Annotated in this window: 11 protein-coding genes; 7 read left to right on the top strand and 4 right to left on the bottom strand. The window is 62.5% G+C overall.

The genetic code is table 11. The features are described from left to right. Positions 1-17 precede the first annotated feature (17 nt). The 3 genes from AC3B5Q_RS01115 (at position 18) to AC3B5Q_RS01105 (ending at position 3,881) form a co-directional block, all read left to right on the top strand. Complete coding sequence (locus AC3B5Q_RS01115) at positions 18-737, top strand: response regulator (protein ID WP_021782617.1); 720 nt, start codon at positions 18-20, stop codon at positions 735-737. A gap of 1 nt (position 738) precedes the next feature. Continuing rightward, complete coding sequence (locus AC3B5Q_RS01110) at positions 739-2,106, top strand: ATP-binding protein (RefSeq protein ID WP_103470265.1); 1,368 nt, start codon at positions 739-741, stop codon at positions 2,104-2,106. Positions 2,107-2,213: 107 nt separating this feature from the next. Next, a complete protein-coding gene (locus tag AC3B5Q_RS01105; protein WP_392525772.1) occupies positions 2,214-3,881 on the top strand; it encodes an FMN-binding glutamate synthase family protein in 1,668 nt (555 codons plus the stop codon). Between the two features lie 30 nt (positions 3,882-3,911). Here the strand turns inward: AC3B5Q_RS01105 and AC3B5Q_RS01100 are convergent, their stop codons facing one another. Together AC3B5Q_RS01100 and aguA are read right to left on the bottom strand one after the other, a co-directional pair. Continuing rightward, a complete protein-coding gene (locus AC3B5Q_RS01100; protein WP_488392797.1) occupies positions 3,912-5,231 on the bottom strand; it encodes an OprD family porin in 1,320 nt (439 codons plus the stop codon). A 1,085-nt stretch (positions 5,232-6,316) separates the two neighbouring features. Then, complete coding sequence (gene aguA / locus AC3B5Q_RS01095) at positions 6,317-7,423, bottom strand: agmatine deiminase (protein WP_021782613.1); 1,107 nt, start codon at positions 7,421-7,423, stop codon at positions 6,317-6,319. A gap of 277 nt (positions 7,424-7,700) precedes the next feature. Between aguA and rfbC the strand changes: the two genes are divergently transcribed. Genes rfbC through AC3B5Q_RS01075 form a run of 4 tightly spaced genes read left to right on the top strand, consistent with a single transcriptional unit; the run spans position 7,701 to position 11,961 of the window. Continuing rightward, a complete protein-coding gene (rfbC, locus tag AC3B5Q_RS01090; RefSeq protein WP_021782612.1) occupies positions 7,701-8,246 on the top strand; it encodes a dTDP-4-dehydrorhamnose 3,5-epimerase in 546 nt (181 codons plus the stop codon). Between the two features lie 42 nt (positions 8,247-8,288). After that, positions 8,289-10,103 carry a sensor histidine kinase gene (locus AC3B5Q_RS01085; protein ID WP_021782611.1) on the top strand — a complete coding sequence of 605 codons (1,815 nt, stop codon included), beginning with the start codon at positions 8,289-8,291 and terminating at the stop codon, positions 10,101-10,103. Then, entirely contained in the window at positions 10,100-11,506 is a 1,407-nt protein-coding gene (locus AC3B5Q_RS01080; protein WP_103443309.1) for a sigma-54-dependent transcriptional regulator, read from the top strand. The genes AC3B5Q_RS01085 and AC3B5Q_RS01080 overlap by 4 nt, the downstream gene beginning before the upstream one ends. Next, positions 11,506-11,961: a thioesterase domain-containing protein gene (locus AC3B5Q_RS01075; protein ID WP_103443308.1), complete on the top strand. Its 456-nt coding sequence runs from the start codon at positions 11,506-11,508 to the stop codon at positions 11,959-11,961. Before AC3B5Q_RS01080 ends, AC3B5Q_RS01075 begins: the two co-directional genes overlap by 1 nt. 160 nt (positions 11,962-12,121) lie before the next feature. On the opposite strand, the gene cysQ is transcribed toward AC3B5Q_RS01075, so the two are convergent. Together cysQ and nudE are read right to left on the bottom strand one after the other, a co-directional pair. Then, positions 12,122-12,940, bottom strand: a complete 819-nt coding sequence (gene cysQ / locus AC3B5Q_RS01070) for a 3'(2'),5'-bisphosphate nucleotidase CysQ (RefSeq protein WP_103443307.1) — start codon at positions 12,938-12,940, stop codon at positions 12,122-12,124. Then, a complete protein-coding gene (nudE, locus tag AC3B5Q_RS01065; protein ID WP_003255794.1) occupies positions 12,937-13,503 on the bottom strand; it encodes an ADP compounds hydrolase NudE in 567 nt (188 codons plus the stop codon). The genes cysQ and nudE overlap by 4 nt, the downstream gene beginning before the upstream one ends. Positions 13,504-13,532: the final 29 nt, after the last annotated feature.

The following is a 13,532-nucleotide window of genomic DNA, read 5'->3' as shown; positions in this document are numbered from 1 at the left end:
AACAGGTGTTTTTCTGCATGAGCACGACCCTGCTGGTTGTCGATGATGACGACGAGATCCGCGAACTTCTTTGTGATTACCTGACCGATGCCGGCTACAACGTGCTGGCCGCAGCCGACGGTGAACAGATGCGCGACCAGCTGGCCCGGCACAAAGTTGAGCTGGTGGTGCTCGACCTGATGTTGCCGGGTGAGGACGGCCTTAGTCTGTGCAGGCAGTTGCAGGCCACACCCGGGTTGGCGGTGATCATGCTGTCAGCCAAGGGCAGCACGCTGGACCGCATCATCGGCCTTGAAGTGGGTGCCGACGACTATCTGGCCAAGCCCTTCGAACCACGCGAACTGATCGCCCGGATCAAAGCCGTACTGCGTCGTCCGCAACGCCTGGGCACCTGTGCCGAAGAACCCGTGGTGGACGCCCAGCTGTTCGCAGGCTTTCGTCTGGAACACGTCAAGCGCCTGCTCACCCGCCCGGATGGCGAGACCCTGACCCTGCCGCGCTCCGACTACCGCGTGCTGCGCGAACTGCTGGAAGCCAACAACCGTGTGGTCTCCCGTGACCAACTGACCCGCAGCGCGTTCGGCCGCGACCACCTGCCCGACGACCGTTCGGTGGACATGTGCGTCAGCCGCCTGCGCCAGCAACTGCGCCGGGCACCGGCGGGGGCCGCGCAAATCCTGACCATCCGCAACGAAGGCTATTTGCTGAGTATCGCCAGCCTCACGGCCGGGGCCTGACATGCGCTGGTTTCACCGGCTGTGGCCACGCACCTTGTTTGGTCAACTGCTGCTGATCATGGTCAGTGGCACGCTGGTGATCCAGTTGATGTCGAGCAGCATCTGGTTCGATGTGCGTTTCGCCCAGGCGCTAGAGGTGCCCGTGCGACTGGTTGCTGCACGCAGCGCCCCCCTGATTGCCCAGATCGACTGCCACGGCGGTACATTGCAGGCGCCAGCCCACTACCAGCTTCGCTGCGTCGAAAGCCTGCCTGGGCAAGAGCATGACGAGCGCCCTGGGCGCAGGCGGGTCGAGCTGTTGCTGCAGCAGGCCCTGAAGTACGAACTGGGGCATGCCCAGGACGTGCGCCTTATGAACGTGCAACTCACCGACGAACTGGGCCAACCGATCGTCTGGCGCAGCCTGTTCGGCCTGCGCACGGCCCAGGCGCATATCCAGTTCGCGCTGCCGCTGGCCGATGGGCACTGGCTGACCATTGCGGGCCAGGAACTGCAGGGCTGGAGCGGCGAGTCGGCCTGGGTGCTGATCAGCGATTACCTGCTGCGGGTGTATGCGCTGCGTATTGTCGCCGTGTTGCTGGTGTGCCTGATTGCCGTGCGCCTGTGCCTGCGCCCGTTGCATCGCCTGGCCGATGCTGCGCGCGGGCTGGGCAGTAACCTCGAACAGCCTCCCCTGGCACTGGATGGGCCGGAAGAAGTACGCCAGGCGGCGCAGGCGTTCAACGCGATGCAGCAGCGGCTGATTGCCATGGTCAACGACAAGGCCTACTTCCTGGCCGCCGTGTCCCACGACCTGCGTACCCCACTGACCCGCATGCGCCTGCGCCTGGAGCGATTACCCGATGACGAACACCGCCAGCGCCTGCGGCAGAACATCACGCAGATGGACGATATGATCGGTCAGGTTCTGGATTACCTGCGTGCCGGAGAGCAGCAGAATTTGCAGCAGGTGGACCTGGACCGGCTGGTGACGCGCCAATGTGCGGACCTGGCTACTGACCAGGAACCCCTGCCCGTGCACGGCCGGGTCAACAGCCTGCGGGTGGATGCCCTACTGCTGCAGCGCTGTCTGCAGAACTTGCTGGTCAATGCGTTGCGTTATGCCAAGGATGTTTCCGTCACGCTGGAGCGAACGGCCACAGGGGTGTTCATCCACATCGACGACCGCGGGCCGGGGATTGCGCCAGCGCTGCTGACGACCATTACCGACCCGTTCGTGCGCGGTGAGGGGTCGCGTAACCAGGCATCCGGGGGATATGGGCTGGGGCTGAGCATTGCCCAGCGGATCGCCACCAGCCATGGGGGTGAGCTGATGCTGGCGAACCGAGCGGGCGGCGGGTTACGGGTCAGCCTGCAGCTCCCCGTCTAAAGGCTGATCCAGGGGCCGGCGTGTAACAGTCTTTTACCGATTACCCAGGTTTTCCGTCCCCTGTGTTTGCCTATCCTATGCCCGGTCATCCTGCCTGCGATGGACCCATGAAACACTCTCTTCCCAGCCGCTACGCCTGCTTCGTACTCTGCCTTGTCTTCACCTTCGCCAGCCTGCCCCTGCTGTCCCAGCATGCCTGGCTGTGGCCGGTAACGCTGATCACCGCGCTGCTCAGCCTGGTCGGCCTTAATGACCTGCGTCAAAGCCACCATGCGGTGCGACGCAACTACCCGATCCTGGGCAATATCCGTTACCTGATCGAAACCATCCGCCCGGAAATCCGCCAGTACCTGATCGAAGGTGACGACGACAAGCTGCCGTTCTCCCGTTCGCAACGCTCGCTGGTCTACGCCCGCGCCAAGAACGAAAGCGCCGAGAAAGCGTTCGGCACACTCAACGACGCCTACAAACCTGGTTTCGAGTTCATCAGCCATTCCATGCTACCGGTGGCCACGCCGGACCCTGCCTCGTTCCGCATTGCCATCGGCGGGCCGCAGTGCCGAATGCCCTACTCGGCCTCGATCTTCAACATCTCGGCGATGAGTTTCGGCGCCCTCAGCGCCAACGCCATTGCTGCACTCAACCGCGGCGCGCGCATGGGCCGGTTTGCCCATGACACTGGCGAAGGCAGCATCAGTCCGTACCACCGTGAACACGGCGGCGACCTGATCTGGGAAATTGGCAGCGGCTACTTCGGCTGCCGCACCGAGGACGGTCGTTTCGATCCACAGCGCTTCGCCGAACAGGCCCGTTCGGCACAGGTGAAGATGATCGAGATCAAGCTCAGCCAGGGCGCCAAGCCTGGCCACGGCGGCATTTTACCGGGGCACAAGGTCAGCCCCGAAATTGCCGAGACCCGTGGCGTACGCACAGGCGAGGACTGCATCTCGCCAGCGGCGCACAGCGCATTCCGCACACCAGTGGAGTTGCTGCATTTCGTAGCCAGCCTGCGCGAGCTTTCGGGCGGCAAGCCCGTGGGCTTCAAGTTCTGCCTGGGCCACCCCTGGGAGTTCATGGGCATTGCCAAGGCCATGCTCGCCACCGGCATCACCCCTGACTTCATCGTTGTCGACGGCAAGGAAGGTGGCACCGGCGCGGCACCTCGCGAGTTCAGCGACAACATGGGAGTGCCAATGCGCGAAGGCCTGATGTTCGTGCACAACACGTTGGTCGGCCTGAACCTGCGCTCCAGCATCCGCATTGGTGCGGCGGGCAAGATCGTCAGCGCCTTCGACATTGCCAGCGTTTTGGCCATCGGCGCTGACTGGGTCAATTCGGCACGCGGTTTCATGTTTGCCATTGGCTGCATTCAGTCGCAGAGCTGCCACACCAACAAGTGCCCGACCGGCGTGGCCACCCAAGACCCTCTGCGCCAGCGTGCCCTGGTGGTGCCAGACAAAGCCGAGCGGGTGGCCAGCTTCCACCGCAACACATTGCACGCGCTGGCCGAGATGTTGGCTGCCGCAGGCCTGGAGCACCCTTCGGAGCTCAGGCCCAAGCACCTGGCACGGCGCATCAGCCCCAGCGAAATCGGGTTGTTTTCGGACTTGCACACATTCCTCAAGCCGGGGGAGCTACTCAGTGGCTCGATCGAAAGCGAGTTTTATGCACGGATGTGGCGGATGGCGCGTAGCGACAGTTTTGCACCGGAGACCATAAGCCCAGCGCCGGCTCAAACATTAACCGCTCGCCGAAAAGAAACAGCCCCGGCATAGGCCGGGGCTGTTCGATACATCAGATCAGAATCAGAAGATGCTGATCGGGTACTCGACGAATACGCGGACTTCGTTGCCGTCGTCGTTGTAACCGTTCTGCTGCACGGCGTTGTTGGTACGCAAGAACGAGCTACGCAGTTTGATGGACAGGTCCTTGGCCGGGCCGTCCTGCACCACGTAACGGATCTGGTTGAAGATCTCGCGCTCTTTACCTTCGCCGAAGCCTTGCGGGTTGGCGACGTTACGGGTGTTGATGTTGTCACCCACCACGTAGGCCAGCTTGTAGGTCAGGCCCGGAATGCCATAGGCACCGAAGTCCAGGCCGTAGCCCAGCTGCCAGGAGCGCTCGTCTTCGGCGTTGAAGTCGGACCAGTACGAGTTGGCCAGGTAGATGGTGGAACCACCGTCACCCACGCCACCGGCGTTCTGGTAGAAGCCGTAGTTGTAGCCCGTGCTGCCGGTGCTGCGCTGGTGAGCGAGGGTGAACGAGTGCGCACCGTACGCATAGGTGGCTGCAAGGCTCCAGATGGTGTTGGAGTCGCCGTTCAGGCCTGCGGCTTTTACGTACTTGTTGTTGATATCCGACTTGTAGCCGTTGAAGTCCAGGGTCAGGGACTGGTCGCTGGCGATCGGGAAGACGTAGTTCAAGCCCAGGTAGTGCTTCTTCATAACGTCTTCGTTGTCGGCGGTGTACAGCGAAGCGGTGAAGTTGTCGGTGAACTTGTAGCTGGCACCGAAGACGTTGATCGACTTCAGGCCACCACCATCACGGCGCTCGGCGCTCTTGCGCGCTTCCTGGGTGAAGCGACCAGCGTTCAGTTCCAGACCCTGGATCTCTTTGGAGGTGATCAGGGTACCGGTGAAGCTTTCTGGCAACAGACGTGCATCGTCGTACTGCAGCACTGGCAGTGCTGGCATCTGGTCACCGTACTTAAGCACGGTGTTGGAAATGCGGAATTTCACTGCAGCACCACCACGGGCCAGGTTGTGCGGCGAACTGGCGTTGCCTTCGGCATTGGTGGTTTCGTGCGGTTTGAAGAAGTCGACGCCGCCGCCACCGTTGTGACCTTTGCCGCCATCCAGGCGCACGGCGTACAGGCCAAATGCGTCAACACCGATGCCAACGGTGCCCTGGGTGAAGCCGGAGGAGAAGTTGGCAATGAACGCCTGGCCCCATTCGATCTGGTCGTCGGTGCCATGCTTCTTGTCACGGTTGATGTAGGCGTTACGCAGAAGGACGTTGGCGTGGCTGTCCTCAATGAAGCCCTTGCTGTCAGCCTGGTCATTGGCCTGAGCCTGGGTCGCGGCGATCATCGCCAGGGCGACCAGGCTGATCCTGGTTTTCAACATGTTGTTTTCCTTATTTCTTAATCAAAAACGCGCTGCAATATGACGCCAGGAACCAACGCCCCTTCGTAGGTTCGACGCTATGCGGATCCAGCCGGGCGGGCCTACCGGTAAGCTCACGGCGGCCCTCGGCAGCAGCCTGGCCAATACCATGGCCAGCAGGCGTTGGCCGAATCCTAGCCGCGCGCGATTACAAATGTCAAAAAGTCGTGAAATGCAGGTTTATATGACCAAAATTACCGGCCTATCTGGTGCATTTCCATGCAAGCTTGCGCTATCAGCAGATAATTTATCTTGTGTGGGAAATTGCCTTTTGATCGAACGGACAATTTCCTGAGGGCAGGGTCAGCAAGTCTCCGGAGCAAGATCGCCGCTCGACCATCGAAGCGCAGGCCGGCAGCACAATGGTCCGATGACGGTGTCCGACGGAGTATCGGACCCATGACTGGGATGATCGGGGGTATTGAGCAACATTGCCGACAAGACCTATTACAGCTCGGCGACCGGCGCGGCGCAGTTTGAAGTGGGGGGCCGCGTAGCCTGATAGTGACAGGTAGCTACAGCTTCTGATGTTTGTTGGCTGTACCTGCCTCTTCGCGGGCACGCCCGCTCCCACATGATCACCACATGTTTCAAAACCTGTGAAATATCTGTGGGAGCGGGCATGCCCGCGAAGAGGCAGGTACAGCTGCAATCAATCAGTGCCACACCGCCATCAGCGCCTGCATCTCTGCTTCGCTGATCAAACCTTGGGGGTATCGCCCGGCAAGCAGACGTCGTGGGTCGGTCGTCCTGACCCTGATGCTTCCATGGTGTTTCAACCACTTCGCCACAAGCCTGAGCGATTGGCGATCAACTGCCGATGGGCGCAAAGCCGACTCACTTGCTGCGTTCATGTCTACACGTACTCCCTGGCCCGTGAGTGGCTAATTTACGTAGTTATTGTTACAGATCCGAGGCGCGGCCTGGCCGTGCAACCTCGCTATCTGTTTGAAAAACAATACAAAACGTATGCCAGCTCGGCCTCCGGGCGTCGCCCGCGCAAAAAAAGGCCCGTCATACGACGGGCCTCTTTATTCATCACGCGTTCAGCGCTTGATCGGCGCCGGCTGCTGTTGGGTCAGGCAGTGAATGTTGCCGCCACCCAAAAGCAGCTCGCGGCCCGGGATCATCACCACCTCGTGGTCGGGGAAGATCCTTGCCAGGATCGCTCTGGCTTCGGCATCTGCCGGGTCGTCGAAGCTTGGGGCAATGATGCCACCGTTGACGATCAGGAAGTTCACGTACGAACCCGCCAGACGCACCGAAGGGTCACGTTCCTGGCTGCCGGCGACCTGGTCGACACCGGCGCACTCTTCGGCAGTGGCGAACAGCGGGCCCGGGATCGGCATCTTGTGCACGATGAACTCGCGGCCCTTGGCGTCGCGGGTGTTCTTCAGCACATCCATGGCCGCGTGGCAGCGCGCATAGTTGGGGTCGTTGGAATCATCGGTCCAGGCCAGTAACACTTCACCCGGGCGCACGTAACAGCAGAAATTGTCGACATGGCCGTCGGTTTCGTCGTTGTACAAGCCATCCGGCAGCCACACCACGGTGTCGACTGCCAAGTGATCGCGCAGCACCGCTTCGATCTGCTCGCGGCTCAGGTGCGGGTTGCGGTTGCGATTGAGCAGGCATTCCTCAGTGGTGATCACGGTGCCTTCACCGTCTACGTGGATCGAACCACCTTCAAGCACAAAGCCTTCGGTCTGGTAGCGCTGGCAGCGCTCCATTTCCAGCACCTTGGCGGCCAGTTCCTCGTCGCGGTTCCAGGGTGCGTACAGGCCACCATCAAAGCCGCCCCAGGCATTGAAGCCCCAATCTACACCGCGCACTTCGCCATGGTCGTTGATGACGAAGGTCGGGCCGGTGTCACGCACCCACGCATCGTCGTTGCTGATTTCAACCACACGAATGTTCGGCTGGTCGAGTTGGCGTCGAGCGTTTTCGTACTGGCCGGCGGAGACTGCGACGGTCACAGGTTCGAAACGGGCAATGGCCTTGGCCAGGGTTACGTGGGCAGCCTGCGCCGGCTTGCCGCCCAGGCGCCAGTTGTCCGGGCGCTCCGGCCAGACCATCCATACCTGAGTTTGCGGGGCCCACTCGGCGGGCATGTGGAAACCATCGGCACGGGGCGTGGAGTTGAGGGTTTTCATGGGTGACCTCTGTGATGGCCCTGAGCCGGGTGTGCTGGGGCGTTTGTCAATTTATAACCGATATATATCGATATTTAAAGCCTGGAATCCTAAGAATTTGCTGCCTCATGGCGAACTTAAATCGATAACAATCGGCAATCGTTAGGGCTGGTCTGGTTAAAGGAACTGCCTGCCGTCTACCATAGCCATCCCTTATGCATCCTGTTACAGCTACGCGCGGAAATTTCCGGCAAGGCCGACTAGGGTCAATACTTGAGCGACGGGCCAGCGAGCCGCTATGAACATCATCCCTACAGCAATACCTGAAGTACTGATCATCGAGCCAAAGGTGTTCGCTGACAGCCGTGGTTTCTTCTTCGAGGCATTCAATGCCCGTGAGTTCTCACAGCAAACCGGCGTGAACGTGGAGTTCGTTCAGGACAACCACTCGCGCTCCATCAAGGGCGTGCTCCGTGGGCTGCACTACCAGGTGGCAAACACCCAGGGCAAGCTGGTGCGCGTGGTGCACGGGGAAATCCGCGATATCGCCGTGGACGTGCGCAAAAGCTCGCCAACATTCGGCAAATGGGTCGCGGTGCACCTGTCGGCCGACAACCATCGCCAGCTGTGGATTCCACCTGGCTTCGCCCACGGTTTTGCGGTGATGAGTGAATCGGCCGAGTTCCTCTACAAGACCACCGACTACTACAACCCGGGTGCTGACCGCTGTATCCGCTGGGACGACCCCCAGCTGGACATCGACTGGGGGCTGCAGCAGCCACCGCTGTTATCGGACAAGGACAAGGTGGGCCTGACATTGGCAGAGGCGGAACTGCTGCCTTAACTAGCGCATAATTGCGTCAGACTTTTCTGGCGCATTTACGTGATGATTGCAAAACCCACGCCCCCACGCCGTCCCCGCTGGCGCAGCCTGGCCCTGCTGGCGCTGAGCCTGGCTCCATTGCTGTGGCCCCTGCATCACTTGGCCGAGCGCTATTACCAGGATGAGCTGGCCTCGCAGAACCGCCAGACACTCGACCTGTATGTCGCCAACCTGCTCGGCACCCTGCACCGCTACGAGACCTTGCCGCAAATTCTCGGCGACCTACCGGCGCTGCGTGGCGTGCTGGCCGACCCGTTCCGCCTGGAAGCGGTGACCAACGCCAACCGCCTGCTCAAGGACATCGTGCAACAGACCGGTGCCGAGGTGATGTACCTGATGGACGTCAGCGGCAACACTTTGGCCGCCTCGAACTGGGACAAGCACGACACCTTCGTCGGGCGAAACTTCGCCTTCCGCCCCTACTTCAACGAAGCCATGGCCGGCCATCTGGGCCGCTTCTTCGGCCAGGGCACCACCTCGGCCAAGCGCGGCTACTTCTTTGCCGCGGCCGTGCGGGACCGCGAGCGGATCGTCGGTGTGCTGGTGGTCAAGGTCGATCTCGACCACACCGAAACCCTGTGGGGCCGTACACCCGAGCAGCTGTTGCTGACCGATCACAATGGCGTGGTCATCCTGACGTCGCGGCCCGACTGGCGCTTCCGTGCTACCCGCACGCTGACCGACGCCGAGCGCCAGGCCATCATCGCCATCCAGCCCTATCCGACCCAGGCCCCACAGCCACTGGTTCTCAACCCGCAGGCCTGGATCACACAGACCCGCGACATCAAGGAAACCGGCTGGCAAGTCAGCATCCTCGCCCCGCGCACGCTGGTTGATCGCTCGGTGCAGACGGTAATGGCCATAGGTGCCGGTACGCTGTTGGTACTGATGCTGCTGGCCGGTCTGGTGATGCAACGGCGGCGCCATTACATCGACCGCATCGACTTCGAAGCCCGTGGCCGCCAGGAACTGGAAAAGCGCGTGGCCGAACGTACCGCCGACCTTGAAGGCCTGAACACCCGCCTGAAAAATGCCGTGCTGGAGCGCGAAAACGCTCAGCAGGAGGCAGTGCGTGCGCAGGACGAACTGGTGCAGGCCGGCAAGCTGTCGGTGCTCGGCACCATGTCGGCCAGTATCAGCCATGAGCTGAACCAGCCTCTGGCCGCCATCCGCAGCTACGCGGAGAACGCCGAGATCCTGCTCGACCACCAACGTACCGAAGACGCCCGCGGCAACCTCAAGCTGATCGGCGAACTGACAGGGCGCATGGCCTCGATCATTGCCCACTTGCGTGCCTTCGCCCGTCGTGACCGCCATGCCCCAGAGAGCGTGGCCCTGCAGCCGGCCCTGGACGATGCCCTGGCGCTGCTGGCCAAGCGCCGCCGGGCGATGGCCGTAGAGCTGATACGCGACCTGCCGGAAGCTACCTTGTGGGTACAGGCCGGCGAGACCCGCTTGCGCCAAGTGCTAGGCAACCTGCTGGCCAATGCCCTCGACGCCCTGACCGAAAAAGCCAATCCGCGCCGCCTGTGGCTAAGTGCCGAGCAGCGTGATGACTGCGTCTACCTGTACATCCGTGACAATGGCCCCGGTTTCAGCCGCCAGGCTCTGGAGCATGCCAAGGAGCCGTTCTTCACCACCAAGACCCGTACACAGGGCCTGGGCCTGGGCCTGGCCATCTGTGAAAGCCTGATGCGCGCCCTGGGCGGTGAACTGCTGCTGGCCAACCACCCGGAAGGTGGCGCAATGCTGACCCTCCAGCTGCGTGTGGCCGCGTCTGGCGCTACTTTGCCCAATTCGGAGGACCCCTCGGCATGACCACCGAGACACTGATCGACAGCCGAGCCCAGGTCATCCTGGTGGACGATGACCCCCACCTGCGCCAAGCCTTGAGCCAGACCCTGGACCTGGCCGGGCTCAAGGTAGTCGCCCTGGCCGAAGCTCAAGGCCTGGCCGAGCGTATCGAGGCCGACTGGCCAGGCGTGGTGGTCAGCGACATCCGCATGCCGGGCATCGATGGCCTGCAGTTGCTGGAACAACTGCACGGCCGTGACAGCGAGCTGCCGGTGCTGCTGATTACCGGCCATGGCGATGTGCCGCTGGCGGTGCAGGCGATGCGCGCCGGGGCTTATGACTTCCTGGAAAAACCCTTTGCCACAGACGCCCTGCTCGACAGCGTACGCCGCGCCCTGGCCTTGCGCCGGCTGGTGCTGGACAACCGTAGCCTGCGTCTGGCTCTGAGCGACCGCCAGCAACTGGCAACCCGCCTGGTCGGCCATTCACCGGCCATGCTGCGCCTGCGCGAGCAGATCGGCGCCTTGGCCGGCACCCGTGCCGATGTGTTGATTCTGGGTGAGACCGGCGCTGGCAAAGAGGTGGTGGCTCGCGCCCTTCACGACCTGTCCAGTCGCAGCGAAGGGCCGTTCGTGGCGATCAACGCCGGCGCGCTGGCCGAGTCGGTGGTCGAGAGCGAGCTGTTCGGCCACGAGCCCGGTGCGTTTACCGGCGCGCAGAAGCGCCGTATCGGCAAGTTCGAATTTGCCAACGGCGGCACGCTGTTCCTCGACGAAATCGAGAGCATGAGCCTGGATGTGCAAGTGAAGTTGCTGCGCATGCTGCAGGAGCGGGTTGTCGAACGCCTGGGCGGCAACCAGTTGATCCCGCTGGATATCCGCATCATAGCCGCCACCAAGGAAGACCTGCGTCAGTCTGCCGACCAAGGGCGATTCCGCGCGGACCTGTATTACCGCCTGAACGTGGCGCCGCTGCGTATTCCGCCACTGCGCGAACGCGGGGACGACATATTGGTGTTGTTCCAGCATTTCGCCGATGCTGCCAGCCAACGCCATGGCCTGTCGCCGCATGCGCTGCAGCCAGCGCAACGCGCCCTGCTGCTGCGTCATGACTGGCCAGGTAACGTCCGCGAGCTACAGAACGCCGCCGAGCGTTTCGCCCTTGGCCTGGAACTGGCACTGGATGGCCAGGCACCCTCGGCAGCAGCACCGGCAGCTCCCATGCTGAGCGGCAACCTCAGCGAGCAGGTCGAGCAGTTCGAACGTTCGCTGATCGCTGCCGAACTGGCCCAGCCACACAGCTCCATGCGGAGCCTGGCCGAAGCACTGGGTATCCCCCGCAAAACCCTGCATGACAAGCTGCGCAAGCACGGCTTGAACTTCGACGGCGGTAGCGGCGGGCATGATGATCAAGAGGACAACCGTTAATGAGCACCGATAGTCAGTACCTGCAGTCCGTACTGCACAGCGACATCCCCCTGACCCGCGAAATGGGCCTGGAAGTGATCGATTGGCAGCAGCACACCCTGCGCCTGCAACTGCCGCTGGCGGCCAACGTCAACCACAAAAGCACCATGTTCGGTGGCAGCCTGTACTGCGCAGCAGTGCTGGTGGGTTGGGGCTGGCTGCACCTGCGCCTGCGTGAGCTGGGGATCGATGACGGGCACATCGTTATCCAGGAAGGGCAGATCAGCTACCCGTTGCCAGTGACCGGTACGGCAGTGGCGCGTTGTGCAGCGCCCGACGAAAAGACCTGGGAGCGATTCCTGGCCCTGTACCAGCGGCGTGGGCGGGCACGGTTGACGTTGGAGACCACGGTGAGCAATGACGGCAGTGACGAGCCGGCGGTGAGGTTCAGCGGCCAGTACGTCTTGCACCGCTAGCCCAGCAGCCGCTGAAAGCAACCGCGCTGCACAAACCCCAAAGGCTGGCGCAAAACCTGTTGGAGCGGGCAGGCCCGCGAACACCGGCGAAGCCGGTGCCCCGCACCGCGGTGCATGCTTCCCGGGCTCGCCCGCTCCCACAGGGTAGGGTGAGACTCCGTCAAATCAGGTTCAGGAAGGCCTGGCGCCATGCAGCATTGGCGGGCAATGCCAGGAAATACGGGTTAAGCAACGACTCGCGCGGCGGATACCGGAATGGCAAGCCATCCAGCCCGATCACCTCGCCGCAGGCCCCTTCCACCACGCCCTGCGCCGCTGCAGTATCCCACTGCGAAGTCGGCGCCAGGCGCGGATAACAATCGGCGCTGCCCTCGGCCAACAGGCAGAACTTCAACGAGCTGCCGATATTGGCCAGCTCCAGCTCTCCCACCGCAGCCCCAAGCCCGGACAACAGCGCTTCCTGTTCCGCGCTGGAGTGCCGACGGCTGGCAACCACGGTAAAACGCTCGCCCTCCGGTGGTGCGATGCGTACCTGGATCGGCTGGGCGGCCTCGCCAGCATCAGCACGCCAGGCACCCAGGCCGCGCCCACCGAAGTAGCAGCGCCCATTGGTCGGCATCGACACTACGCCAAACACCACTTCGCCGTTCTCGACCAGGGCGATGTTGACTGTGAATTCCTCACTGCCAGCAATGAACTCCTTGGTGCCATCCAGCGGGTCGACCAGCCACCAGCGGCTCCAGCGTTGGCGCTCGGCCAGCGGAATATTGCAGTCCTCTTCGGACAGCACCGGAATCTGTGGCGCCAGCGCCAGCAGGCCATCGGCAATTACCCGGTGTGCCGCCAGGTCGGCGGCGGTAACCGGCGAATCGTCGGCCTTGCTGGTCACCGCGACATCGGCGCGCCAGAATGGCAGGATTGCCTCGCCTGCCGTCAGCGCCAGCTTGACCACTTCGTGCATCAGTTGCAGGTCGTTCATAGCTCCAGCAGCCCCCGCTGAATCAGCAGGTCACGGGCCAGGTACAGCGCCGCCAAGGCGCGCCCCTCGGTGAACTGCGGATGCATGGCCAAGGCCGACAATTCACGCAGGTTGACCTTGTCGACCCGCATCGGCTCGGGCTCATCGCCTTCCAGGCGCTCTTCGTACAGGTCGCTGGCCAGCACCACCTGAATCTTCTGGCTCATGTAGCCCGGTGACAACGACAGTTCCGTCAGGTGCTCCAACTGGCGCGCGCCAAAACCGGCTTCTTCCTTGAGCTCCCGGTCGGCTGCCGCCAGCACGTCTTCGCCCGGCTCGATCAGGCCCTTGGGCAACGACAGCTCGTATTCATCCGTGCCCCCGCAGTATTCCTCCACCAGCACGGCGTGCTCGGCGTCGAGCATGGCCACGATCATCACCGCGCCGTAGCCGTTACCCCGGCCCACCAGGCGCTCATAGGTGCGCTCGGCGCCATTGCTGAAGCGCAACTGTACGGCTTCGACGCGGAACAGCCGGCTGCTGGCGACAATTTCGCGGCTGAGTACGGTGGGTTTCTGGCGCATGGGGCGGCTCCTTGGCGTGAACGGGTTAC

It is taken from the genome of Pseudomonas sp. D5(2026) (genome assembly GCF_057766845.1).
Note: the sequence above shows the minus strand (reverse complement) of the source record. Positions and strands in the feature narration are given on the sequence as shown.